Below are 25,861 nucleotides of genomic sequence, written 5' to 3' on the forward strand. Positions count from 1 at the left end.
GGAGATAACGGCTGTTTCAGACGAAGGCGCGCGCGACGTTGTTCAGTCCAAGGCCCAGTACGGCCAGCGCCGCCAGCCAGGTCATGGCGCGTGCCGGTACGCGCCGGGCGAAGGCGGCGCCGAATGGCGCGGCGAGCATGCCGCCGACGATCAGCCCGCCGACCGAAGCGAGGTGCGGCGCGCCCACGTGGAACAGGAAGCTGACGCTTGCCGCCGCGCTCACGATGCATTTGGCCACGTGCACGGTGCCGACGACGATGCGTGGCGTGGCGCCGCGCGCGATGAGCGCCGTGACGTTGATCGCGCTCCAGCCGCCGCCACCGATCGTGTCCGCGAGTCCCGCGAGGAAACCCAGCCACTTCGGACTGCGCGGATCGTCGTTCGTGACGCGCGCGGCACGCGCGCCGCGGGCGATCAGGAAGATGCCGACACCTAGCAGATAGGGTGTCAGCGCGAGTTTCATCCAGGCGGCCGGTACGTGGGTGACCACGTAGGCACCGATCGTCGCACCGATGAGGCCGGGCACGGCGAGGGTCCAGAGCAGGCGCTTGCGTACGTTGCCCGCCAGGTAGTGGCTCAGGCCGGACGCGCCGCAGGTGAAGGTTTCGGCGTAGTGCACGCTGGCACTGGCCAGGGCCGGCGGCAGGCCCAGGGCCAGCAGGATACCGGCCGAGACGACACCGAATGCCATGCCCAGCGCGCCGTCGACCAGCTGGGCAAGCACGCCGGCGGCGACAAAGGTAAGAAATTCGGAAAGCGGAGGCATGGTCGTCCGGCGGTGTGGCAAGGCCAGAGTATTCGCGTTCGCCTTCCGGCGCGTGAAGTAAGCATTCGCTATATGGATATACGAATGCATCCTTTCCGTCGCGCTTAGCTTGTTCTTAACCTTTGGACGTCCAGAAGCCCAAACGTCCCGAGGTTTATCCGTGAATGCCGTCGTCTCCACCGACCTTGAAGCCTTGCCGCTCGATGCGGCGACACGGGCGCAGCTCGCTCGCGTGGCCGATGGGCTGAAACCGGCCGAGCTGTACTGGGCCGCGGCGTGGCTGGCGGCACGGGCGGCGCCCCCGATCCAAGACGCGCCCGCACGTTCGGGCGGCGACACGCTGACCGTGATCTATGGCAGTCAGACCGGCAATGCCAGGCGGGCTGCCGAAGCGCTGGTTCGTAGTGCGGAATCCGGCGGCTTGCGCGCCCGGCTGGTTCGCGCGGATGCGTATCCGGTCAGGGAGCTGGCAAAAGAGCGCTTCCTGGCGATCGTGGCCAGCACGCAAGGCGACGGCGACCCTTCGGACGACGCCAAAACCTTTGTCGAGTTCCTCGAGAGCCGGCGCGCCCCCCGGCTGCCGGACCTTCGTTACGCCGTACTGGCGCTCGGCGATTCGAGCTATCCGCGTTACTGCGAGATCGGGCGGCGTCTCGATACCCGCCTGGCCGAGCTGGGGGCCGAGCGCTTTGCCTCGCTGGGCGAGGCGGACGTCGATGTGGAAACGGTGTCGGCGCCATGGGCCGCGGAGGCTATCGACGGTGTGCGTCCGCTGTTGACCACGACGAATGTCCTTAATTTTGCTCCGGCACGCGAGACGGTCGTATCGCCCCGATACTCCCGGGAGCAGCCTTTCGAAGCGGCCGTGCTTGCCAATCAGCGCATCGTGTCCCGCGACTGCGAACGCGACGTCCGGCACATCGAGATATCCCTGGAGGGTTCGGGCCTGCACTATGCGCCGGGCGATTCGCTGGGCGTGTGGCCGCGCAATCCGTTGGCACTGGTTGCCGATCTGCTTGCCGCCGCCCATCTGGCGGGTGACGAAATGATCGCCGTCGCGGAACGCCGCCGCACGCTGGCCGAATGGCTGACCGACGCGAAGGAGATCACGCGGCTGTCGAGGCCGTTCGTCGCCGCGCTCGCGGAGCGCAGCGACCGGGACGAGCTGCATGCCGTGCTTGACCCGGTGCAGGCTCCGGCATTGCGGGCGCTGCTGGACTCGCACCAGCCGCTCGACCTGCTGCGACGGTATCCCGCGACATGGACGGCCGAGACCTTGTTTGCCGCACTGCGCCCGCTATTGCCACGCCTGTATTCCATCGCATCGAGCGCCACCGCGGTCGGTGAGGAGGCACATCTCACCGTCGCCGTCGTCGATTACGAGGCCCATGGTCATCGTCACGTCGGCGCGGCGACCAGTCATCTCGCGCTGGCCGGCGACGATGCGAGCCTGCGCGTGTTCATCGAAACCAACGATCGTTTCCGCCTGCCTGCCGATCCCGCGACCGACATCGTGATGATCGGTCCCGGCACGGGCGTCGCACCGTTCCGCGCCTTCGTTCAGGAGCGTCAGGCCACAGGGGCGCGAGGCCGGTCGTGGCTGTTGTTCGGCAACCGGCACGCACGCCGCGATTTCCTCTATCAGGCCGAATGGCAGGCCGCCCTCAAGACGGGCGCACTGACCCGGCTCGATCTTGCCTTCTCGCGCGATCGGGGTGGCAAGGTCTACGTGCAGCAGCGCTTGCGTGAAAACGGTGCCGAACTTTATGCATGGCTTGCGGGCGGCGCGCACCTTTATGTCTGCGGCGACGCCCAGGCCATGGCGCCGGACGTCCATGTGGCCCTCATCGATATCGTTGTCGAGCACGGCGGGCGCGATCGCGCCGAGGCGGCGGCATGGCTCGACGAACTGCTTCAGCAAGGGCGCTATGCCCGGGACGTGTACTGAGATGAGCGAAAATCTTTCCGACTTCGAGCGGGTGAAGGCAGGCAGTCGCCAGCTGCGCGGTAGCCTGCGTGAAGCGCTGGCCGATCCGGTAACCGGAGGCATCGGCGACGACGATAACAAGATCCTTAAATTCCACGGTAGCTATCTGCAGGACGATCGCGATCTGCGCGACGAACGCCGCCGACAGAAACTCGAACCCGCGTTCGCCTTCATGCTGCGTGCGCGGTTGCCCGGTGGCGTGGTCACGCCGGCGCAATGGCTGGTCTTCGATGTACTGGCGCGCGAGCACGCCAACGGTACGCTGCGTATTACCACGCGGCAGACCTTCCAGTGGCACGGCATTCTGAAGGGCGACCTCAAGCCGACCATCGCCACGATTCACGACGCGTTGGCGACCACCATCGCCGCTTGCGGCGACGTGGTGCGTAACGTGGTGAGCACCGCCAATCCCGTGGAAAGCGAAGGCCACGCCGAAGCCTATGCGTGGGCCGCGCGCCTGTCGAACAAACTGGCGCCGCGTACGCGCGCTTACCACGAGATATGGCTCGACGGCGAACCGTTGATCGGCGAACCCGAGCCGGAGCCGCTCTACGGAAAGACTTACCTGCCGCGCAAGTTCAAGATCGGACTGGCCATTCCTCCGCTCAACGACGTCGATGTATTTGCGCAGGATCTGGGCATCGTCGCCGTCGTCGAACACGGGCGTCTCGCAGGATTCGACATCGCCATCGGCGGTGGCATGGGTGCGACACAGGGCGATCCGTCCACGTATCCACGCCTTGGCAGCGTCGTGGGTTTCGTCACGCCAGAGCGGTTGCCTGCGATCGCCGAGGCGATCGTGGCCGTGCAGCGCGACTGGGGCAATCGCGTGGAACGCAAACACGCGAGACTGAAGTACACGCTGGATCATCGCGGTCTCGACGCCTTCGTCCGCGAAGTAGAGGCACGCGCCGGATTCGCTTTCGAACCGGCGCGGCCGTACCGGTTCGACCACAACGGCGATCGCTACGGTTGGGTCGAAGGGCACGACGGGCGATGGCACCTCACGCTGCATATCGAGTCGGGTCGCCTGGCCGATACCGGCGAACGGCGCTGGCTGACTGGTTTGCGCGAAATCGCGGCGATCCACGACGGCGATTTTCGTCTCACCTGCAACCAGAATGTGATCGTCGCCAACGTGGCAGCGAAGGATCGGTCACGCATCGATGCACTCGTGGTCGCTCACGGCCTGGATGTGTATCGCGAGCAGAGCGGCATCCGCCGTCATGCCGTCGCCTGTGTGGCCTTGCCGACCTGCGGTCTGGCCATGGCGGAAGCGGAGCGCTACCTACCCGATATCACGACGCGTCTGGAAGCCCTGCTCGATACGCACGGTCTTATCGACGCGCCCATCTTGCTGCGTCTTTCCGGCTGCCCTAACGGCTGCTCGCGGCCTTATCTGGGCGAGATCGCGCTGATCGGGCGCGCACCGGGGCGTTACGATCTGCGTCTGGGTGCGGACTTTCGCGGGCAGCGCCTCAACCGCGTCTATCGCGAGAATGTCGACGAGTCGGCCATCCTCGCCGCGCTCGATCCGTTGTTCGGTGCGTATGCGGCGGAACGCCAGGAGGCCGAAGGTTTCGGCGACTGGTTGCTGCGCAGCGGGGCGCTGGATACGGAGAATCGTTCGATTTCCGTGGCGACCGTCGCATGAACGAGATCGACGCCATCAACGAGCATCTGGCCGATCTCGACGCGCAGGGGCGTATCGCCTGGGCGCTTGAAAACCTGCCGGGCGAACATGTTCTGTCGTCTAGCTTTGGTGCTCAGGCAGCCGTGTCGCTGCATCTGGCCACGTCGATCCGGCCCGATCTGCCAGTCGTCGTCATCGACACGGGTTATCTGTTCGCGCAGACCTATCGCTTCATCGACACGTTGTCCGCAAAGCTCCATCTCAATCTGAAGGTCTGTGCGTCGCCATGGAGTCCCGCATGGCACGAGGCCTCGCGTGGCCGGTTGTGGGAGCAGGGTGCCGAAGGGCTCGCGGAATACAACCGTGTGCGCAAGGTCGAGCCCATGCAGCGCGCGCTGGCCGAGCTAGGCGCGGGCACCTGGTTCGCCGGGCTGCGCCGCGGTCAGTCGCGAAGCCGCGCCTCGACTCCCTTCGCGCAGTTTCGCGATGGCCGCTGGAAAGTCCACCCGATCGCCGACTGGAGCGACCGCGATGTCGGGCGCTATCTCAGCGCGCACGACCTGCCATATCACCCGCTATGGGACGAGGGATACGTCTCCATCGGAGACACCCACACCACCCGTCGTCTTGAATCGGGCATGGACCCGGAAGACACGCGTTTCTTTGGATGGAAACGCGAATGCGGCCTGCACGATCCCGCCTGAACTACCCCGAGCAAAGACAAAAAACATGAATCTGCCAGCTCTCGCCACTCCCGCCACGGATGACTTCCGTCCTTTCCACCCCGTCGCGCCGTACGGCGGCGTCCTTCGCGATCTTGCCGCACCGCATGCGGAGGCGGACCTTCTGCGCCGTCGCAGCGCCTCATTGCCTGGCGTCGTCCTCGACGCGCAGCAGCTGTGCGATCTCGAGCTGCTGATCAATGGCGCGTTCTCGCCGCTGGAAGGGTTCCTCGGCCGGGCCGATTACGACAGCGTGGTTGAGCGCTTGCGCCTCGTCGACGGCACGTTGTGGCCTATCCCCATCACGCTTGGCGTGGACGAGGTAGTCGCGGCGACGCTGTCGGTCGGCGACGAATTAGCGTTGCGCGACGCACAGGGCGTGCCGTTGGCCATCCTCGAGGTAAGCGATATCTGGCGTCCGGATCGCGAGCACGAAGCACGCGAGGTATTCGGAACCGTCGACCGTCTGCATCCCGGTGTGGCCCGGCTTCTCGACGGGGCCGCGCCGGTGGCGCTGGGCGGCAAGGTCCGTGGGATTGGCCGTATCGCCCATTTCGATTTCGCGGAATTACGCGATACCCCGCGCGCATTGCGCGACTGGTTCGCGGCCAATGGATGGGACCGGATCGTCGCTTTCCAGACGCGCAACCCGATGCATCGCGCCCATCGCGAACTGACCTTGCGCGCTGCGGAAAAAGTCGGAGCGAGGCTGCTCATCCAGCCGGTCGTGGGCCTGACCAAGCCGGACGATGTCGATCATTACACGCGCGTTCGCTGCTACCGTGCGCTGTTGCCGCAATACCCCGCGGACAGCGTGAAGCTCTCGCTCCTGCCGCTGGCCATGCGCATGGGCGGACCGCGCGAGGCGTTGTGGCACGCGATTATCCGCAAGAACTACGGTGCCACGCATTTCATCGTCGGCCGCGATCACGCGGGCCCGGGAAACGGCGCGGACGGCAAACCCTTCTACGATCCGTTCGCCGCTCAGACGTTGCTGCTGGAACACGAGAAGGAGCTTGGCATCGCCATCGTGCCGTTTCCCGCGATGGTCTATGCGGCCAATCGGGACAGCTATCTTCCCAGCACCGAAGTCGTCGAGGATGACGATGTGCGCGACATCTCCGGTACGCAGTTGCGGAAGCATCTGCGCGAGGGTACCGAGATCCCCAGCTGGTTCAGCTTCCCCGAAGTCGTGGACATCCTGCGCGAGAGGCATCCCGCGCGCGCGGCGCGCGGTTTCGCGTTGTTCTTCACGGGGCTGTCCGGTGCAGGCAAGTCGACGATCGCGCAGGCCGTGCTTGCCCTGCTGCTTGAGCGCACGGCCCGCCCGGTCACGGTGCTGGATGGGGACGAGGTTCGCCGTCATGTTTCGCGTGGATTGGGTTTTTCGCGCGAGGATCGTGCGGCCAACGTCACGCGGATCGGTTACATCGCCAGTGAAGTCGTACGCCATGGCGGCATCGCGATCTGCGCACCCATCGCGCCGTTCGCCGATGCGCGTGCGGAGGCGCGGGCACTCGTCGAGGCGCACGGCGGGTTCGTCGAGATTCACGTGACCACGGACATCGGAGTATGCGAAGCGCGCGACCGTAAAGGGCTGTATGCACAGGCCCGCGCGGGAAAGATTGCCAACTTCACCGGCGTGAACGATCCATACGAAGTGCCCGAGCAGCCGGAACTCAGGCTGGACGGCGACGCCGCCAGTCCCGAAGTTCTGGCGGCGCGGGTACTCGAGTTGCTACGCAAACGCGAGCTTATCGATTAAGCGGCGTGCTCGCCGCGCTGCCGCCAGTGCGGCGCGGCGGGCCACGCACTGGTCGAATCGCCCGCGACGGCGCGACGTATGTCGCGAGGATCGAGGTGCGGCGCGAATCCGCGGATGAAATCGAGCAGGAAATCCCGCGGAACCAGTCCATCGCGCAGCACGATCCACGTTGTGCACTGGTCGAACAGGTGGTCGGCAGGCAGGGTAACCAGGTCGCGGTCGCCCGGTGTCACGGCCATTTCCGCCAGAATGCCTACGCCGAGACCTTCGCGCACATAGGTGCGGATCAGATCGCCGTCGCCTGCCGTCATGGCGATACGCGGATGCAGACCCGCCGCGACGAAGGTTCGCTGCAGCGACGAATCGGACTGCATCGACGACTCGTAACCGACCAGAGGCTGCGCGGCGAGTTCCTGCAACGAGGGCGGCCGTGTGTAACGCGCGAAGGGATGGTCCTTCGGCACCACGAGCATGCGATTCCAGCGATATGCGGGCAGCGCAATACCTGCGGGCGGCGGCCCGCCGCTACCACTGACCACAGCGATGTCGACATGGCCCGCGCTTAGTTGCGGCAGCACGCCGGCCTCGCGACCGGGATTCAGGTGCACGCTCACTTCAGGGTGGCGACGGGTAAACGCGCCGACGATATCGGGGAGGGCGAAGCGAGCCTGCGTATGCGTGGTGGCGATGCGCAAGCTGCCATGTGCCTCGTTACGCAGGTTGGCGGCGAGGGCGAGGACGTTGCCGGCTTCCGCAAGGATCGTGCGTGCGCGTTCGAGCACGCTTTCACCGGCAGCGGTAACGCCGTGCAGGCTTTTGCCGCGACGATGGAAGAGCTTGAAGCCCAGCTCGTCCTCAAGCTGGCGCAACTGCTTGGAGAGACCGGGTTGTGTGGCGTGCACGCGCTCGGCGGCAAGCGTGATGTTAAGACCCGCGTCGGCGATGGCGACGAGGTAGCGGAGCTGAACGAGCGTCATGGCTTGGAATCCACGGAAGGCCTGGGTCGATGATGAGAATCGCGCACAGGGCATGGATACATCGCGTGGGATGTCGGAGCAGGGTGGGCTTCGAAGCGGCGATGGCGTTTGACATATCAGACGTCTATACGTCCATTTATTGAATATGTCAAGTTTTCGTTACGTATAACGCTGCGGCATATGCTCGTGCCGACAAATCATTTGGGCAGGGGCCGGGGTGCTCCTATCGTCCAGGCCCCATCGTCGCGGTCCGTCTGCCATGTCGCTGTACCCCCTTTTCGCGGAGATTTCCGGTCTTTCTGTACTTGTCGTCGGCGGCGGCGCCGTCGCCGAACGCAAAGTATCCCGGCTGGTCGAGGCGGGCGCGTCGGTAAGCGTGGTCGCGCCGGTGTTGACGTCTTCCTTGCGCGCGTTGAGCGACGAAGGCCGGATCGTGCTCCGTGGCGCCGGGTTCGAGGATCGTCTGCTGGACGATGTGTGGCTGGTGATCGCCGCGACTTCCGACCGCGCGGTTAACGCACGGGTTGCCGCGGCGGCGCGTGCGCGACGGCTCTGGGTGAACGTTGTCGACGACGCGGCGTTGTCGACGTTCCATGTGCCGGCGGTGATCGACAGGTCGCCGGTCAGCATCGCGATTTCCACCAGTGGAGAAGCGCCGATGTTCGCCCGGCTCCTGCGGGAGCGGCTGGAGGCGCTGATCGACGATTCGGTCGGGCCGTTGGCGACGCTGGCGGGACACCTGCGCGCAAAGATACGGGAACGCTTCCCTGCGCAGGCTTCGCGCCGTGCTTTCTATGAATCGCTTTTCCACGGCCGGGTGGCCGCGCTGCTTCGCGCCGGCCAACCCGGTCAGGCGGCCGTTGCCGCCGACGAGGCGCTCGAAAACGCCAGTGAGGCACGGCTGGGATCGGTCGTGCTGGTGGGTGCCGGTCCCGGCGATCCGGGATTGCTTACCTTGCGTGGCTTGCGCGCACTGAACGAGGCGGACGTGATCCTGCACGACCGGCTGGTCAGCGCGGAGGTGCTGTCACTGGCACGGCGGGATGCCGAACTCGTCGACGTCGGCAAGGAGGCGGGCAACCATCACGTTAGTCAGGAGCGTATCCATCAGCTGATGATCGCGCACGCGAAAGCCGGGAGACGGGTAGTGCGCATGAAAGGAGGCGACCCGTTCGTTTTCGGTCGCGGCGGCGAGGAGCTTGAAGCCTTGCATGCGGCCGGTGTGCCGTTCGAGGTGGTACCCGGCATCACCGCGGCACTGGCGTGCGCGGCATACGCAGGCATTCCACTGACGCATCGCGACCATGCGCAGTCGTTGGTCCTGGGCACCGCCCATTGCCGTGGCACGAACGAGGGTCTGGACTGGCGCCGATGGGCCGGGAAAGGGCAGACCCTCGTGCTGTACATGGGCGTAGGGGAGTTGGAGACGATCCGCGCCAACCTGATAGCCCACGGTCGCGCGCCGTCGACGCCGGTCGCTTTGATCGAGAGCGGATCGCGCATGGAGCAGCGCGTCGTCGTGAGTCGCCTTGCCGATCTTCCGGAGGCAGCGCAACAGCATGGCGTGCGCTCGCCGGCACTGCTTATCGTCGGTGAGGTCGCTTCGCTGGCTACGAAGCTTGCGTGGTTCGGCGAACCGGTTCTCGATGGATTTCGTCGCGATGGGGAAGGGCCCCGTGTAGAAGCCGGGATGAGGGATGGCGCACTGGTCTGACCATAAGGTGTGACGCCCACTTTTCCCCTGGCAGCCTCTGTGTTGATTCGCAAGAACTTACTTATTGACGGTATGTATTCGCGCAGTAAATGATCCGTCGACCGCCGATCTCACATCGCGGTCAGCCACGGGGAATTCACGAGCGCTGGTTGCCGCCATTCTTGGATGGCGTGTAGTTGTGTGCGTGATTCCTTCCAGATGGATGTATGGGAAGGCTCGCGCGACACGGTCGCGCTCAGGGGACAATATGAGTTTGCGGGGTAGGGGCAGGTGCGTTCGCGCGACGGCTGGAATCCTTGGCATCTTGTTGACCGGGTTGTGTTTCGCCCAGTCATCCCCCGTCACTCCCGAGAGTGAGTTTCAGAAGAAGATCAAGATATCCCAGGATATTGAGCCGTTGGGCGAACATCCGTTCGGCGAGAACATCAGTCTTTACAACGGCGCGCTTTCCTTCGATCAGGTGGATGTCACGGCAGCCGGCACAGGACCGCTGATCCAGATAGCGCGTAGTTTCCGCACACCCGACCAGCCACCCGCCGGTGTGTACTACGACTTCATCGATAACGCATTCGTCGACTGGGCGTTGGAAACGCCGCGTATCGAAACGCTTTCCGCAGCCAGCGGCACGGGCAACCTCACTCCGCCCGACACGGCATCATGGTTTTTCATCAGCGACACGCAGCGTTGCACCAATGCCGATACTGCTCCCGATGAGTACGTAACGTTCAAAGGCACGGTCATCACGTATTCGACCGACCAGTGGTGGCACGGTTATCAGTTGATCATGCCGGGCAGTGGTGGTCAGGAACTGCTGAAGCGCGACGTCAACAACGCGCAAGTGCCCAGCATGACCAATAGCGGCGGCGCAGCGATCAATTTCCCGCTCGTAACCAAGGATCGCTGGGCAATCGGTTGTCTCGCGCAGACGTCCAATGGAAAGCCTGGCGAAGGTTTCCTCGCGGTATCGCCCGATGGCACGCGCTATTACCTGGACGTCTTGCTGTACAAGACGACCGATTCGATGATCTTTGGCGGAGGCGGCGCGCTTCACCGTCGTATCGCCAGCATGGCGGTGTCTTCGGCGGTGGACCGCTTCGGCAATACCGTCAACTATACCTACGATGCCAATGGCAACCTGACCAACGTCAGTGCCAGCGATGGCCGCCAGGTCCAGATCAATTACGAGACCTGGCAGAATCCCGCCAAGGATGGTTCCGGCAACTATTACGATCCGCCGGGCTACCGTGTGCATTCGGTGGTCTTGCAACCTGCCGCGGCCCACCCGCGGACCTGGACGTATACCTACAGTTCCGACCCGACCGTACCTCGCCTGACTGGCGTGACCTTGCCCGATGCTTCTGCCTGGTCGTTCAATCTTGGCGGCATTGCTCCGATACCGGGCGATGGCTACCTGATCAGCAACTCGGGCTGCGATTACACCCTGCGACCGCAGGATGCGGTCAGCTCCACGGCGTCGATCACGCATCCGTCCGGGTTGACGGGTACCTTCTATTTGCAGAGCACGATCCGCGGTCGGTCGGCGGTCCCTTATGTCTGCCTGAACAATGGCGGCAGCTATTCTCCGCGTTTCCCTGCGGTGTACAAGCAAACATCGCTGGTGAAGCGCGTGCTGTCGGGTCCGGGTCTGGCGACCCAGACATGGACCTATAGCTTCTCGTCGCCGAACGATAGCTGGTCCACCTGTACGACCTGCGCTACGACGGTGACGACCGATATGGTCGATCCCGATCTGCGCACGACGCGCTATACGTTCAGCAATAAATTCGATGCATCCGAAAGCATGCTGTTACGCACGGATCAATACAACGGCGACAGCACCACGGCAGTGCTTCGTTCGCATACCACAACCTATGCATTGCCGCCGACAAGTGGTGCGTGGCCATGGCCATGGCCGCAGACGTTGGGACGTTCTCCCGTACTTGCGGTGAATTCGATTCAGATGGGTAGCCTGACTCCGGTGAGCCAGTCGGTAACAACAGACAGCGGGAATAATTTCACGCGTCAGGTGAACTCTTTCGATGCGTTTGCAAACCCCGCATCGGTGACACGCGGAAGCGACGTCGCAGGCCAGGTGTCGATCACGGAAACAACGACCTATCTCAATGACCTTCCGCATTGGGTGCTTGGTTTGCCGCAGCAGGTGGTAAACAACAACACCGGCGAGACGGAGAGTCTCAATACCTACAATCTGGGCAACGTCACCTTGCAGTCGCGTGCGCGATTCGGTCAGACCTTGATGAGTTATGTCTTCGACGCCTCGGGTCAACTATCGAGTTTCACCGATCCGAACAATCACACGACCCATCTGAGCAACTACAAGCGCGGCATTCCGCAGACGATCGCTTTCCCGGATAGTACGGCGGAAACGCTGGCCGTCGACGATCTCGGACAAATCGGCTCGATCACCAACCAGGCCGGCAATGCCACGAGCTATGGCTATGACACGGTTGGTCGCGTCCAGGACATTACTTACCCGTCCGGCTGGTCGCCGAAGCACTTTGCCTATAACACCGAAGGTGCGTCACGAGGCATTGCCGCGGGTCACTGGCTGCGCACATCGAGTCAAGGCAGTTCGGTCTGGACGACTTACTTCGACGCGATGATGCGGCCAATCCTCGAATTCGATTACCGTGCAGGCGACGGCGCATTGCAGATCAGTACGCGCACCGATTACGACTGGCGCGGCAATAAGACGTTCCAGTCCTACCCAGTCAATGGTGGCCCGGACATCTCGGCGATTACCTCGGGGATAAGCACGTACTACGATGGCCTCGGACGTGTGGTTCAGACCATTCAGCCCTCGGAGCTGGGCGCGCTGACCACTTCGATGGCCTATCTGTCCGGCGCGCGTAAGCAAGTTACGGATCCGAAGGGCTACGCGACCACCACCAGCTATCAGGTGTTCGACGAGCCTTCCTACAACAACGTCATCCAGGTGCAGGCGCCGGAAAGCGTAGTACAGACCATCACGCGCGATATTTACGGCAATCCGCTGTCGATCGCCCAGGGCGGGGCGGGCTCCTCGGTCACCAAGACGATGACTTACGACAGTTATTACCGTCTGTGCCGGACCACGGAGCCAGAATCGGGCAGTGAGGTCATGTCTTACGATGCCGCCAACAATCTGGCCTGGAGTGCTTCGGGTCTGGCCATCACGGGAACCGGTTGCGGCCAGGAGCAGGTCGCTACCGCGGCACAGACGACTCGCGCATACGATGCGATGAATCGCGTGACTGGCATCGTCTATCCGGCTGGCACCGCGGCCTCGGCGATGACCTATACCGCCACTGGCAAGCCGTTAACGGCGACGTCCGGCTCGGTCATGTGGACCTATGGCTACAACAACCTCGATCTGATCAACGGGCAGACGCTCTCTGTCGATGGCTATAACTGGGCGTTCGGCTTCGGGTACGACGGCAATGGCGTGCTGGCGAGCACGGTCTATCCGGATGGCAAGGCTGTGACTTATCAGCCCGACGCACATGGCCGACCCACGTCGGCCAGTAGTTACGCCGCCAACGCTACCTATTATCCCGATGGCGACCTGGCTTCATTTACCTTCGGTAGCGGCGCGGCCTATAGCGCCAGCAAGAACAGTCGCAATCTGCTTTCGAACTTCTCTTATGGCTCCGGATCGACCGTGGCGGTCAGCGAGGATATGACCTATGACGCCAACGCGAACATCGCCCAGATCACCGACCTGACAAACAGCGGGCAGCGTACCAAGGTGCTTGGCTACGACACGCTCAACCGGTTGACCTCGGCGACAGCGAGCAATCTGTGGGGCACGGAAAGTTACACCTACGATACCCTCAACAATATCCGCTCGCTGACTACCGGCGGCACCACAAATACTTATAACTACGACACCACCAACCGGTTGGCATCGATAACCAGCGGTGCCACTACGGTCAACAGTTTTGGCTATGACAGCCGAGGCAACGTCACCAGTAAGAACAGCATGCCGCTGGTCTTCGACGAGGCCAATCGCCTCACGCAGATAACCGGCTACGACAGCTACCTTTACGACGCCGAAGGGCGTCGGGTGAAGAAGACGCCAGTGTCCGGTACACCAACGTATTACGCCTATAGCCAGGCCGGGCAGTTGCTGTGGCAGTACGACCCCTCGACGACCAATGCCACCGACTATATTTACCTTGGCAAAAAAATGGTCGCGTCGGCGCTCGTCGATACTTCCGCACTGACACCGTCCCAGGTTAACGTCACGTTGACCCTTCTCGGGCCACCCACGCTATCGACCGATGGCACGACTATCAGTGTCACGGTGGACATCGCGAACCACGGCACGGCAAAACTGACTTCCGCTGGAAGGGATCCCGTCCATATGGGCGCGCGAATCTTCACAACGGGTGGACAGGACACCGCGGCTTCGATCCCGCGCACGAATATTCCCGACATTCTTCCGGGTGGCCACGCCTCGGTAACCTCGACCATTCCCGCGAGCACGGTGATCGGCACTGGTAACGTCATTCGCCTGGTGCTGGTGCAGGAAGGCATTGCCTGGTTCGACACCTGGGGGACGGTGCCGATCGAGGTGGGACCGTTCTCCGCATGCGCGCAGACATCCGTTTATCTGTGCAACACCGAGTACGCGCTACGGGGTTCTGAAGTCGGTGTGGCGTTGACCATGGTTGCCGGTCCAACACTCTCGGCGGACGGCCAGAACTTGCTTACCACCGTGGATGTACAGAACAACGGCATCATCAACATCAGTAGTCAGGGTACGCACCCGGTTAACCTTGGCAATCACTTTGCCGATGCCGCGGGCAACACAATTACGTGGGACATCGTCCGGTCGGGATTGCCGGTGATCGCGCCGGCAAGCCACGCACAGGTGTCGATTGCAACGCCGGTCAGCGGGGGCGTGGGCAGTGGCAACCGTATCCAGTTCGAGCTTGTTCAAGAAGGGACTCACTGGTTCCGCGACTATGGATTCGGTCCGATCGCGACATCGACGTATGGCGATCTGACCGTGCCTGGTTCGTCCACATCTGGCGCTTACACGGTGCAGTGGACTGCGGTGCCCGGTGCGACCAGCTATCGACTCGACGAACAAATCAATGGCGGTGCGTGGACGACCGTGCAAACGGCGAATAGCTTGAGCTGGTCGACATCCGGGCGAACCCCGGCCAGCTACGGCTATCGCATGGCACCTTGCGGATCGTCTGGATGCGGTGCCCCCGGTGCGACACATGCCATCGGTGTTTCGCTTATACCGCCTGCGCCGGCAGCGATCAGTGTACCGGCAACAAGCACAGGCACTATTGCAATTGGCTGGTCGACGGCAAGCTACGCCACCAGCTACATACTCGAGCAGAGCTTCAACGGTGGTGGTTTTGCACAGATATATAGCGGAGCAAACAATTCGTACGCGTACGCGGTCGGCGCCACCGGAACGTACACATACCGCGTCAAGGCGTGTGACGCGGTGGGCTGTAGTGGCTACGGTCCGAGCGGTAGTTCGACGATCACTCTGCCACCTTCCGCCGCACCCTCTATCTCCGTGCCGGGAAGTAGCAACAACGGTTGCTATACAGTGAACTGGGGCGGCGTGGCGGGCGCGACAAGCTACACCATGCAAGAGCAGGTCAACGGCGGCAGCTTTTCGACTATCGGTAACGACGGGTCGGGCACGCTCAGTATCTGTGGCAAGACCAATGCGACCTACGGTTACCGTGTGCAGGGTTGCAACGCTAGTGGTTGCGGACCGTTTAGTGGCACGGCTTCAGTCACGGTTGCCCTGATTCCCGCGGTTCCCACCGGCTTGGCTGTCTCGCAGACCGGGCCGGCCACCAAGAAAACGATTCATCTGGCCTGGAACGCCGCATCGCTGGCGACGAGCTATCAGATCGAGGAAACGCAAAGCCCGGGTACACCGACGATCGTTTACAGCGGTACGGCGTTGACATACCAGACGCTGCTTCTTATCAGCGCGACCGTGAAATACAGGGTCCAGGCTTGCAATGCGAGTGGGTGTTCGGCGTTTAGCGGGTATGTGGTTACGCAGATCGTGAACGGCAATTGATGACATGACAATATCAACTAACCGTTTCATCGCGACAATTGTTCTGGTGTTAGTACTTTCGGCACCTGCGAAATCTGCCGAGAAGGTGACGTACTACTATACTGACGAACAAGGGTCGCCGCTCGTCACAGTCGATAGTGCATCGGGTGTTGCCGTAGCCACTGACTATCGCCCATACGGAGCTCAGACCGTGGGCGTACCGCAAGATGCCCCGGGGTATACCGGCCATTCGACCGATGCGGATGTGGGCCTTGTCTATATGCAGGCCAGGTACTATGACCCAGGTATCGGGCGTTTTCTATCGGTAGACCCTGTGTTTGGCGAGCTTGGAAATTTATTCACACCAAGCGTTTATGTTTACGGCAACGACAACCCAATTCTCAATTCGGATCCGTCTGGCATGGTCTGCGGAGGTAGTGGTGACGTTTCGCCAGAAGTTCAGCGTATGCGCGACACTTCCGATAGATGCGGTGGTACTGGTGTCCAGGCCGATATCGCCAGTTACCAGCTGAGTCAGTCAGTTGGTCGAGTGAGTTTGCCGCCGACTGCAACGGACAGCGAATATCGTCCTATCCTGGAAGCGATTGCCAAGGTTCCTGCAGTCAGTAAGGAAATTGAGCGCGAATGGCTAGCATCCCGACCTTATGATGCGACCGGTAAAAAAGAGCATGGCATGTACATCTCCCTGAATCCGGCAACACATATGCTGTCGATGCGATCTTTTTCGTCGAATCGAGCGTCTGGATCTTCGATCATTCCGGGCCCCAAACCCCTGAACGCGATTGTCTTCTTCCACACTCACCCTAACGATTCCGCTCAGGGCTGGATACAAGGACCATCGCCACCAGATCGCGCTTTCGCTGATAGTGAGCATCTTCCCGGCATTATTGAATCACACAGTGGTATGTACTATTTCGGTCCTCCCATCCCTATAAGGTGAACATCGAATGATATTTGTACAGACCAGACTCACGGTTTTTCTTTTCGTTACTGCGTCGCTTGCCATTTCTTCATGTAGCGCTACGTCGCGGTGTACGAAGCCGACGAATGAGCAGCATCTCGCCGCTGAGGAGGCAAAGACTTTTATTGCTCAGCGATATCCAGACTTCAAGGTAGGTGATCTATGCCTGATTGTTAGTGATGCGGGAAGCGAATGGGAGGTGACGTACCAACTCCCTCGCGGCATGCTTGGTGGTGCACCTGTGGTTGTCGTGGATAAGGCGACTCAACAAATAACGCGATCTTTCCGAACGCAGTGAGCATGAAGCGTCGACGCAAGCCTATCCCGCGCTGCAACCATCACGGAGTCGACGCCAAATGGATAGCCCAGCCTGGATCGAACCTGGCGGTGGTCCCTTAATATTGATGGCTGATGTTTTGCGGCCATATTGGCACGGGGACGAAGAATCCAGCGGAGACTATGCGCGAGCGTGTGCGGTTATGGACGAAATTGCCGCCGTGCCACTGTCGCTTTCGCAGGCACTCGTGCTTGGCGATGAGCCTGATCGCACTTGTTTGATCGGCATGGGGACAGATCTGCTAATTGTTCGCTGGCGAATGTCACCGTCGGAATCGGATCTTTTGTCGGCGTTGGAAATGCTTCGAGAGCAACTGCATTTTGCCGATTCAGGAACTTTCTCGACGCTGCCTGGGGGTCATGTTCTCTTTGATTCCGCTGACTCGGGTATTGAAGTAACAAGTTGCCTGAGGTTTCAATTGGCCTCTGCGCGCTACAAAATTCAGACCGCAAGCATGGAGACTAGTAATCGGGTTGGTGCACTCTTGCACCGCTTAGTGGCGATCGAATGAATCTCGAGCAGTCGTCCCCATAACAGTCGAAAGCGTATGGCGTTATGTCTGTCGGCCCAGGATCACTTTTGTGGCCGGGCTCCTGTTCGCGACAGTTCCCTGTGTTCATGCCAGAGATGCTTTCCTATCGATGGCAGAGTGGAATCGGCCACTCGAGTCCGTGGGTTTGCGCTGCGATGAGGACCTTTTGGAATATCGACTGATGCCGGTTGTAGATTCGAAACATGGGGCTTAAACGAATGGACAACCTAGGAACTGTCGTCGATGACCTCGCAACGACGATTGATTTCTTTCGCGAGGTAGGCCTCGAGCTTGAAGGGCGGGCCACGATCGAAGGAGAATGGGTCGGACGTGTCGCTGGCACTTGACGCCTTGGAAGTCAACGCGGCTGGGTTGCACGATCCTGTCAGGCGCCGCGCGCCGTCAGGCGCATGCTGTGATACCGGCACACATCGATAGCAGGGAATACCTGGCTATGTCCGTCCCGGAACGTTGCCCGGACATCTCGCAGACAACCACCCGCAGGCACGTGGACCGTGGTCGAGGTCAGGCCGCCTTGCAGTGGTTCGCCAAGAACGATGTTTTCGAAGGCGTTGCTTTTGGCGGGCGCGATGGCGAGCGCGGTCACGCTGTCGAAGGTGACATTCACCAGGGTAAAGAGCTGCGCCGGCTTGCTGTAGACAGCAGGTTGCGTGACATCCGCGGAGAGGGCGGTCACCGGGAGCATGGCTGCGGCGACGAGCATGGCGACGATAACGGCACGGGGCGAGTACATAGGGTTTCTCCGGGTAGGCGGGTGGGTGACGTGCCTATCGGGCCGGATTGAAGGTGCTCCACGCAACGCGTTCGGGACGAATCGTATCGGTGCGGGGGCGAATCGTAGTGCCGGAAGGGAATCGCTTCTCTGCGCCGAACGCTCCGCCTAAGATGGGCCGACTATCCATTTAGGCACTCTGCAATGAAGGTTCGTCTCGGCACGACGGAAATCGGTCTGTCCCGCTACATTGGCCTGTGGACGCTGGTGGTCGTGGTGTTTGCGATTCAGCGTTATCAACGCGACCTGCTTGGTGGGCCGACATGGTCGTTGCTCGACTACCTGCGCTGGTCAATGATTCAGTGGTACACGTGGGCCGCGTTGGCACCGACGGTATTCCGGCTGGCCTCGAGGTATCCGATCCGGGGTGCGGTGCGCCTGCGTAGTCTGGTCAAGCCGTTGGCTGTGAGCGTGGGTGTGACACTGCTGTCGCTGCTGATCGGAGCATTGATCTCCACATTCTTCGAGCCCAGCTCGTTCGAGGAGCAGGTCAAACAGTTCCTGGGCCAGCATTTCGCAACGGGCCTGCTCACTTACTGGTCCCTGTTCGCCATCCAGCAAGCCCAACAGTTCCACGCCGAAAAAATCCACCGGGAGGTGGAGGCGAGCCGGATGGCGTCGGAGCTTGCGCAATCGCGTCTGCAGGCGCTGAAGTCGCAGCTTCAGCCCCATTTCCTGTTCAATACCTTGCACGCCATCGCTACTCTGCTGAAGGAGGATGCGATGTCCGCCGAGGACATGTTGCTTCGCCTGAGCGATCTGTTGCGCGCGTTTCTCGAGGACTACGACGGTCAGGAGATCAGCCTGCGACGCGAGCTGGAGCTGCTGGATCTTTATCTCGGTATTCAGCAAATGCGTTTCAAGGACCGTCTGTCGACGCGAATCTATATTGCCCCGGGCACATTGGACTGCGCGGTACCGAGCCTGATCCTTCAACCGATTGTAGAAAACGCTATCACTCACGGCATCGGCGAGCGCGTGGGTGCGGATTGCGTTGAAATTGAGAGTCGTCGCGAGGGCGACAGCTTGTGCATCGAAGTCCGAAACCGCAACAGTACGCTGAAGGCAGGACCCACGGCCGTGCATCGGAGGGCAGGGCATGGCGTCGGCCTGTCGAATACGGCGCTTCGCCTGCGTGAGCTCTACGGAGATGCAGGGCAGGTGAAGTTGGACATGATCTGGCCAGAAGGGGTGGTATGCCGTATTCGCTTGCCCTTCCGTGAGATCGAGGATATCGATGACGCTCCCGAGCTAGTGACCTTATGAGCATCGCCGTTATTGTCGTGGACGACGAGCCGATCGCACGCCACGCGATCGTACGCCTGCTGCGCGACGATCCCGACATCGAACTGGTGGGCGAGTGCGGCGATGGCGTGTCGGCGGTACAGGCGATACGCAACCAATCGCCCGACCTGGTGTTCCTCGACATCCAGATGCCCGCGATCAACGGCATGGATGTCGTGGCAACCATTGGCGCCGCACGCATGCCGGCAACGGTATTCGTCACCGCCTTCGAACAATATGCCGTGCGCGCATTCGAGGCGAATGCCGTCGACTACCTGGTGAAACCGTTCAGTCGCGATCGCTTCGCCCAGACGCTGCAGCGCGCGAAGACGAGGCTGTCCGCGACGGATACCAGCACACGGGGTACCGAGTCGATCCAGCAGGTGCTCGACGCTCTGCGTCGTCGCGAGGGTTACCTCGAACGCGTTCCCGTACGCGTGGATGAGAAAATCACTTTCATCGACGTCGACGAAATCGTTTGGATCAGGGCCAGCCGCAATACCGTCGAAATCCATCTGGCAGATCGCGTACACGAGTTGCGGGAAACCATGACCGCGCTGGGCGAACGCCTGGATCCGAGGCGTTTCGCACGTGTCCATCGCTCCGTAATCATCAACGTTCGCCGGGTGCAGGCCATCCAGCCATGGTTCAACGGCTATCACGTCGTCACCATGGATACCGGCCAGAAATTGCGTATGAGCCGTTACCAGCACGAGACGTTCTTACGACTGGTTTCGATGAAGGAGTAAGTGAACCGGCGTGCCGATCCGCACTAGCTCAACAGCATCACCGCGCCTACCTCCACAAAATCGCTGACGCCGTGAGCGATCATCGGCCCCACCAGACTGCGCGAACGTTCCATTAGCCACACATAGATCAATCCCCAGACAAAGGCATAGATCTGCTGCGCGATGGCCTGGTACAGCGGATCGGAGAAGAAGCTGTTGTAGTGGGCCGCGCCGAACAGCAGTCCGACGATGACGCCCGAAACCGGTATGTCGAACCGCCCGGCACGTACCCTGCCGGGTACGAGCACGGTCAACATGCCGACCAGGACACCGCGAAAAATTATCTCTTCGTTCGGGCCTGCAAGAAGCATCACGGCAAGCCAGCCCGGCATGCCGACTGGCGTCATTTCATAGGTATTCGGCAATGCCGTATGGTTGAGCAACTGTGGCCAGTAATCGGCGACCAGCATGACCGCGGCCATGAACACGCCGATGGCCAGAGACAGGCCCAGATAGCGTCGGCTGGCTCCCCAGCGAAGATGCGGGTCGGCTTGCGGTAGCAGCGACCGCATAATCAGGACGGCCAGGAGTCCTGCGACGATCTGGAACACCTCTGCAAGGCCGACGAAGGCCCATACCTGATGGTGAAACCAGTCTCCGTAGTGCCTGAACAGCCAGCGCGCCGCTTCGCGTGCTGGCCATAACATGGCCTGCATCAGCACGGCGGCCAGAATGATCGGCCAGAGGCGGAACCTGAGTCCGGTGACTGCGAAGAACGGGCGCTGCAATGTCGAGTCGGTCATGGGCCGACGATGGCGTCATTCACGGCCCGGGTCTTGAACGAAGGTTGCAGACCGGTTTTTACGCCAGGCGCCGGGTGCTCGTCCGGTAAACGCTTTGATGTCGCGGGTCATGTGGGCCTGATCGGCATAGCCTGCCCATGCCGCGATGTCGGCGAGTTCGTCGGTGCCCTCGACGATCATCCTCCATGTCCGTCGTGCCCGGGCCTCGATGCGGTAGCGAGTCGGTGCAACGCCATAGGCGGATTGAAACCAACGGAATGCCGTTTCCCGCGAAACACCCTGTTGCCGCGACCAGGCCTGCACACCCATGGCGTCCGGGTCCGACAGCGCCTGGGCCAGAAGGTCCGGTGCATCGAGCAGTTTCGACCTGGCCGGTTGCCAGTTCAGCATTAACGCCGCCGTAGCTTCCAGCGGATCGCGCTCGGCCAGACGAACGAGCAGGTCCATGTCGTCGACCGTACCGCATGTCGATTGACGCACCGAATCGGGCATCGACAGATTGAGCAACCTGGCGCCGCGCGCTGCGGCCTGGTTCGCGTGCGTGGAAAAGGGGGCATGGAACAGAACGTCCCCGGCCTGTACGCGCCAGCGTCCGCATTCGCCCGCTTCCTCGTAACCGCCCTCCAGAACCAGGGTGGCATAGGCATGTGCGTGGGCATGCCAGGGCAGGTTGGTGCCCGGATTGAGCACGGAGTGGGGTGTGTGGGAAATACGGGGCATGGCTGCTCGGGCTACCTGAAATGCCAGTGTCGAGACAGTCTGCGGTAGCACAGCGAGTTCGACAACATCGCCCCCGATCCGGCTCAGCCGCGAAGGAAATTCTCCCAGTTGGCCGGCACCTTCCCGTTGGGGCCGGGCACCGGTTGACCTTGAGGGCGGGCATGTGGAGGAGGAAGCGGGGGACCGTCGAAAAATTCTTTGGTTCGATAATCGTAAAACCAGTCTTCACCCGGTTCGAAGCTGGTCAGCACCGGATGGCCCGTTGCTTCGAAATGCTTCGTGGCATGCTGGTTCGGCGATGCATCGCAACAACCGATGTGGCCGCACTCGGCACAACGGCGCAGGTGCAGCCACCATGCGCCCGTATTCAGGCACTCGACGCAGCCCGTGCCGCTGGGGCTGGAGTCCCGGACGATCCCGTCGTAGTCGTTCGTCATGATTGCTTCCCTTTAGTTATCGACGCTGCCGATCGCTACTTGATTTTCACGGCTTCGATGGCTGCCTCGTCAATGAGCGCCGCGACTTCCACGGGTTTCGACGCTAGCGAGGCATGACTCGCCTTCAATGTAATGACCTTCTTCGGATTCATGCGCGCGGACATGGTCTTCTGATTCTCGGGATTGATCATGCGATCGTCGCTGGATATCTGATACCAGACAGGCTTCTTCTTCCATGCAGGCGTGGTGATCGCGTCACCAAACGTGGAGGCGAGCGGGGCTTTCTGAGCAACCGCCATCACTAAACCTTCATCCTCGGAGAGGTCCTGCGCAAAGCTTTCGCGGAATTTCTCATACTTGATCCAGAGATATCCATCGCTGTCGGGAGCCAGATTCGCGAAGGCTGCCGGTGCGTGAGCCTGACTGATGCCCCCTGGGCTTTCGCCCGCATCGGGCGCGAACGCGGCAATGTAGACAAGGCCAATCACATTCGGCATATCTCCCATTTCCGTAATGACGGCGCCTCCATACGAGTGTCCGACGAGAATCACCGGACCGGCTTGTTGCGCCACCATCTTCCGTGCGCGCTCCGCATCCAGCGCCAACGAGGTTAGCGGAAGTTCGACAGCCCGAAGAGAGTCGTACCCCTTGCGCGACAGTTCGAGGATGACCTTGTTCCAGTGAGCCGCGCCTCCCCAGAAACCGTGGACCAGAACAATAGTGGGCTTGTCGTTCATGGCATTTTCCTTATCTGGCGCGGGCTAAAGGGCTTGGATGATGCACCTTATGAAATCAAGGGGGCGAGAAATTGAGTCGAACGGTCATGCTGGATTCTTTTCTGGAAACCGTGGCCGGGGCATCGGGCATGGGAGGGCTTCGGGGTGAACGAAATCATTATCGAGGTGGATTGATTGTTGACCCGCGCGGGCGCCTTATGGCGCTATAACATGTGTCGAAACCCCAATCAAAGGAGTGGATAGTGCCTTCCGTTATTACGCAGCCGGTTGCCGCCAGACTTACGCACGCCGCCATTTTTCTGGTGGTGACCTTAAAGCCGGATATGCAATGTAACGAACCCGTGCGAGCGCTTTGCGGCGATCTGGCATCTCTCTTGCGTGCCATCGGGTTTCGTAACCCGGACAGGCGCCTGTCGTGCGTCATGGGCTTCGGGTCGGATGCCTGGGACCGCCTTTTCGGAAGGCCAAGGCCAGCCGATCTGCATCCGTTTCGGGAAATCAAAGGCGAACACCACGCTGTCTCCACACCGGGAGACATACTCTTCCACATCCGTGCCACGCATATGGACCTGTGCTTTGAACTGGCGACCCAGATCATGTGCCGCATAGGCGATGCCGTTACCACGGTGGATGAAGTGCATGGCTTCAAGTACTTCGACGAGCGCGACCTGCTTGGTTTTGTCGACGGCACCGAGAATCCGGTGGATCAGGATGCCCTCGATGCCACGATCATTGGCGACGAGGATCCTGCCTTCGCAGGCGGGAGTTACGTCATCGTGCAGAAGTATCTCCACGACCTGAAGGCCTGGAACGCCGTGCCCGTCGAGCAACAGGAAGGGATCATCGGGCGGAAGAAGCTCTCGGATATCGAACTGGACGATGCCGCCAAACCCGCTTACGCACACAACGTCCTCACCACTATTGAAGAGAGCGGCGAGCAGCTGGAAATCGTGCGCGACAACATGCCATTCGGCGATGTGGGCAAGGGCGAGTTCGGAACCTTCTTCATCGGCTACGCGCGATCCCCGGCCCGGATCGAACAGATGCTCGTCAACATGTTCGTCGGACGACCGCCAGGCAACTACGACCGCCTGCTCGACTTCAGCAGGGCGGTAACGGGCACGTTGTTCTTTGTGCCGTCCGCGACGTTCCTCGCCAATGTGCCGGTGGAAAATGCCGATCCGTCACCTCTTGCACCTGGCGATAAGTGAGAGAGGAGCCGCTCATGCAGGAATTCGATCTCTACATCAACCCGAAGAAACCGACACTTGGCCTGTACGTGCGAAAGGGCGCAGGTCTTCCCGATCTGCCATGTGGCGTTGAAATCCAGGGTTCCGAATTCAAGCCAGTGCCGGGTAGTCCTGATGTTTTCGTCGCCTCCGCGCCGGAGCAATTCAAGCTGACGGTTACCGCTACGTTGCTTCCCGGCGGTGCTGTCGAACTCACCTATTCGCGTTACGTCGACGAGTCCGAAAACCAATTGATTTCCGCATGACGAGTCATGGTGGTTTGCAGACCGAAGACAGGGAAGGGCGCTCGAATACAGAGCGCCCTTTCGTCGAACATCAGGGATGCGCGTAGTAGCCCGGCTGGTCGATATGAGGGTTGGCAGGGATTCGTACAAAAACCGGCAATACCGCCTTTAAGTTATTAGTTCTTAAAGGATATCGTTACAAGGGCTTTGGCCAAACATCTGTTGGTTCTGATGCTCTGCATTGTCGTTAAGTTGGCAGCTCGCCAGTGTGGATGAAGTCCTGCAACTGCTCTCGGCTGACAATACGCGCGCGCTGAGCGGTTGCCTGCTTCATCTTGGCAGCACCCGGGGTGGCGCCTGCGCACAGCATAAAGAGGCCCATCGTCACCTTGGTTACCACCGACATGTCGGCCCTTTTGGCGAGGGCTACAAGCTCGGCTTTCTCCGAGTCTATAAAGCCCGTGAAACACACCTCCAGTCCCTTCTCGCGCTTCGGCGGAGCCGTCGCATAGACATGATCCCAGGCAGCGGTTTCGGACATCGCAGCGATCTCCGTTTCCAATAACCCGCGCTTCATCAGTATCTTGGTGACCTTTTCGGATGGCATAAAATTCCCCTGTCAACTTTGCCGGTGCGCACTCAACAATTGCTCGGTTTCTCTATTCGTAATCCAGGTCGGCCGGGTCGACACTGTGATAGACGTCAGCTGCTCCGTCGAGAACCATGATCCGTATGTTGGGACGGCCTGAATCAGGATGCACAACGCTAAGCACCTCGGCTGGTGCCAGCCAGCGGTACTCGCCATATTTTGTCTTGTTCATGATCTGCACGCGCAAGCCGGGCTTGACCTCTTCATGGTTCACTCGTTGCTTTCCTTCGCATCATTTGTGATCGGCGATTATGCGCTGCGGGGCTTGCCCGCCCGCAACCGAACATCTTGGGCCGATGCCCGTGGCAACGCGATGAAATCGCGCTCGCCCATAACGTCGTAGGTGTTTTGGAACGGGAGATAGATGTCGACCATCCAGGCATCCCCTTCTTTCCGACCGGCATAAGGATGGAGGATCTCCCCGTCCGATCGGCGCCGGTCGAAACGCAGCACGCCTTCATGCGGATAGTGGTGCGCATGCCGAGCTTCCATCATCCGCTTGACCGCGTCTCCCGGATAGCCTGGGTGGGCGTCCGTTCTATGTACTCGTACGGTGGTGACGAGTGCCTCTTCATGCGTGAGATGGCAGCGCTCGATATCTTGTTCGTCGAATACCACCTCTTTCGCGATATACGGCGGCCCCTGGTACCAGTCCGGGATGTCGCGATCCAAATGGATGGCCAGGACGGTCCGGGTGCCTACATCTGTACAGCGCCACCGAAAGCCGGCGCTCGCGACGAACTCTAAACCGATATGAAAATCTGCATGCTTCATG

The 25,861-nt window shown here is 61.0% G+C and carries 22 protein-coding genes; 12 read left to right on the forward strand and 10 right to left on the reverse strand.

The genetic code is table 11. The features are described from left to right. Positions 1–16: 16 nt before the first annotated feature. A complete protein-coding gene (locus AC3IR3_RS09985; protein ID WP_489196726.1) occupies positions 17–766 on the reverse strand; it encodes a sulfite exporter TauE/SafE family protein in 750 nt (249 codons plus the stop codon). 160 nt (positions 767–926) lie between these two features. On the opposite strand from AC3IR3_RS09985, the gene AC3IR3_RS09990 reads away from it, so the two are divergent. Genes AC3IR3_RS09990 through AC3IR3_RS10005 form a run of 4 tightly spaced genes read left to right on the forward strand, consistent with a single transcriptional unit; the run spans position 927 to position 6,873 of the window. Continuing rightward, complete coding sequence (locus tag AC3IR3_RS09990; RefSeq protein ID WP_489196727.1) at positions 927–2,714, forward strand: assimilatory sulfite reductase (NADPH) flavoprotein subunit; 1,788 nt, start codon at positions 927–929, stop codon at positions 2,712–2,714. Position 2,715: 1 nt separating this feature from the next. After that, positions 2,716–4,407: an assimilatory sulfite reductase (NADPH) hemoprotein subunit gene (gene cysI / locus AC3IR3_RS09995; protein WP_489196728.1), complete on the forward strand. Its 1,692-nt coding sequence runs from the start codon at positions 2,716–2,718 to the stop codon at positions 4,405–4,407. Beyond that, the gene (locus AC3IR3_RS10000; RefSeq protein ID WP_489196729.1) at positions 4,404–5,090 is read left to right on the forward strand and encodes a phosphoadenylyl-sulfate reductase; all 687 of its coding nucleotides are present in this window, start codon (positions 4,404–4,406) and stop codon (positions 5,088–5,090) included. Before cysI ends, AC3IR3_RS10000 begins: the two co-directional genes overlap by 4 nt. Positions 5,091–5,115: 25 nt before the next feature. Next, positions 5,116–6,873, forward strand: a complete 1,758-nt coding sequence (locus AC3IR3_RS10005) for a bifunctional sulfate adenylyltransferase/adenylylsulfate kinase (protein ID WP_489196730.1) — start codon at positions 5,116–5,118, stop codon at positions 6,871–6,873. Here the strand turns inward: AC3IR3_RS10005 and AC3IR3_RS10010 are convergent. After that, positions 6,870–7,850, reverse strand: coding sequence for a LysR substrate-binding domain-containing protein (locus AC3IR3_RS10010; RefSeq protein WP_132141728.1), 981 nt, complete (start codon positions 7,848–7,850; stop codon positions 6,870–6,872). The genes AC3IR3_RS10005 and AC3IR3_RS10010 overlap by 4 nt on opposite strands. Positions 7,851–8,109: 259 nt before the next feature. Here AC3IR3_RS10010 and cysG point away from each other — a divergent pair, with 259 nt between their 5' ends. The 4 genes from cysG (at position 8,110) to AC3IR3_RS10030 (ending at position 17,440) form a co-directional block, all read left to right on the forward strand. After that, positions 8,110–9,564, forward strand: coding sequence for a siroheme synthase CysG (cysG, locus tag AC3IR3_RS10015; protein ID WP_489196731.1), 1,455 nt, complete (start codon positions 8,110–8,112; stop codon positions 9,562–9,564). Between the two features lie 397 nt (positions 9,565–9,961). Next, positions 9,962–15,631: a hypothetical protein gene (locus AC3IR3_RS10020; protein ID WP_489196732.1), complete on the forward strand. Its 5,670-nt coding sequence runs from the start codon at positions 9,962–9,964 to the stop codon at positions 15,629–15,631. 4 nt (positions 15,632–15,635) lie between these two features. Beyond that, positions 15,636–16,571: an RHS repeat domain-containing protein gene (locus AC3IR3_RS10025; protein ID WP_489196733.1), complete on the forward strand. Its 936-nt coding sequence runs from the start codon at positions 15,636–15,638 to the stop codon at positions 16,569–16,571. Between the two features lie 425 nt (positions 16,572–16,996). Next, positions 16,997–17,440 carry an Imm21 family immunity protein gene (locus AC3IR3_RS10030; protein ID WP_489196906.1) on the forward strand — a complete coding sequence of 148 codons (444 nt, stop codon included), beginning with the start codon at positions 16,997–16,999 and terminating at the stop codon, positions 17,438–17,440. 406 nt (positions 17,441–17,846) lie between these two features. Here AC3IR3_RS10030 and AC3IR3_RS10035 read toward each other — a convergent pair whose 3' ends face one another. Further along, positions 17,847–18,215, reverse strand: coding sequence for a hypothetical protein (locus AC3IR3_RS10035; protein WP_489196734.1), 369 nt, complete (start codon positions 18,213–18,215; stop codon positions 17,847–17,849). A 183-nt stretch (positions 18,216–18,398) separates the two neighbouring features. Between AC3IR3_RS10035 and AC3IR3_RS10040 the strand changes: the two genes are divergently transcribed. After that, positions 18,399–19,520, forward strand: a complete 1,122-nt coding sequence (locus tag AC3IR3_RS10040; protein ID WP_489196735.1) for a sensor histidine kinase — start codon at positions 18,399–18,401, stop codon at positions 19,518–19,520. Beyond that, on the forward strand, positions 19,517–20,287 hold the full coding sequence (locus AC3IR3_RS10045) for a LytR/AlgR family response regulator transcription factor (protein WP_489196736.1): 771 nt from the start codon (positions 19,517–19,519) through the stop codon (positions 20,285–20,287). The genes AC3IR3_RS10040 and AC3IR3_RS10045 overlap by 4 nt, the downstream gene beginning before the upstream one ends. A 23-nt stretch (positions 20,288–20,310) precedes the next feature. Here AC3IR3_RS10045 and AC3IR3_RS10050 read toward each other — a convergent pair whose 3' ends face one another. The 4 genes from AC3IR3_RS10050 to AC3IR3_RS10065 all read right to left on the reverse strand — a co-directional run bounded on the left by AC3IR3_RS10050 (position 20,311) and on the right by AC3IR3_RS10065 (position 22,963). Further along, the gene (locus tag AC3IR3_RS10050; protein WP_489196737.1) at positions 20,311–21,069 is read right to left on the reverse strand and encodes a CPBP family intramembrane glutamic endopeptidase; all 759 of its coding nucleotides are present in this window, start codon (positions 21,067–21,069) and stop codon (positions 20,311–20,313) included. A 15-nt stretch (positions 21,070–21,084) separates the two neighbouring features. After that, the gene (locus AC3IR3_RS10055) at positions 21,085–21,789 is read right to left on the reverse strand and encodes a helix-turn-helix domain-containing protein (RefSeq protein WP_489196738.1); all 705 of its coding nucleotides are present in this window, start codon (positions 21,787–21,789) and stop codon (positions 21,085–21,087) included. 83 nt (positions 21,790–21,872) lie between these two features. Continuing rightward, positions 21,873–22,226 (reverse strand): UBP-type zinc finger domain-containing protein, encoded by a 354-nt coding sequence (locus tag AC3IR3_RS10060; protein ID WP_489196739.1) that lies wholly within the window; start codon positions 22,224–22,226, stop codon positions 21,873–21,875. A 35-nt stretch (positions 22,227–22,261) separates the two neighbouring features. After that, a complete protein-coding gene (locus AC3IR3_RS10065) occupies positions 22,262–22,963 on the reverse strand; it encodes an alpha/beta hydrolase (protein WP_489196740.1) in 702 nt (233 codons plus the stop codon). A 323-nt stretch (positions 22,964–23,286) separates the two neighbouring features. Here AC3IR3_RS10065 and AC3IR3_RS10070 point away from each other — a divergent pair, with 323 nt between their 5' ends. Together AC3IR3_RS10070 and AC3IR3_RS10075 are read left to right on the forward strand one after the other, a co-directional pair. Then, positions 23,287–24,174, forward strand: coding sequence for a Dyp-type peroxidase (locus AC3IR3_RS10070; protein WP_489225042.1), 888 nt, complete (start codon positions 23,287–23,289; stop codon positions 24,172–24,174). A gap of 14 nt (positions 24,175–24,188) precedes the next feature. Then, positions 24,189–24,458 (forward strand): hypothetical protein, encoded by a 270-nt coding sequence (locus AC3IR3_RS10075; RefSeq protein WP_489196742.1) that lies wholly within the window; start codon positions 24,189–24,191, stop codon positions 24,456–24,458. Positions 24,459–24,684: 226 nt separating this feature from the next. Here AC3IR3_RS10075 and AC3IR3_RS10080 read toward each other — a convergent pair whose 3' ends face one another. The 3 genes from AC3IR3_RS10080 to AC3IR3_RS10090 are packed head-to-tail and all read right to left on the reverse strand — an operon-like array spanning position 24,685 to position 25,860. Next, positions 24,685–25,044 carry a BRCT domain-containing protein gene (locus AC3IR3_RS10080; RefSeq protein ID WP_489196743.1) on the reverse strand — a complete coding sequence of 120 codons (360 nt, stop codon included), beginning with the start codon at positions 25,042–25,044 and terminating at the stop codon, positions 24,685–24,687. Positions 25,045–25,096: 52 nt separating this feature from the next. Then, entirely contained in the window at positions 25,097–25,300 is a 204-nt protein-coding gene (locus AC3IR3_RS10085) for a hypothetical protein (RefSeq protein ID WP_489196744.1), read from the reverse strand. A 35-nt stretch (positions 25,301–25,335) separates the two neighbouring features. Beyond that, on the reverse strand, positions 25,336–25,860 hold the full coding sequence (locus tag AC3IR3_RS10090) for a hypothetical protein (protein ID WP_489196745.1): 525 nt from the start codon (positions 25,858–25,860) through the stop codon (positions 25,336–25,338). Position 25,861 lies beyond the last annotated feature (1 nt).

Source organism: Luteibacter sp. GL_149 (genome assembly GCF_057834065.1).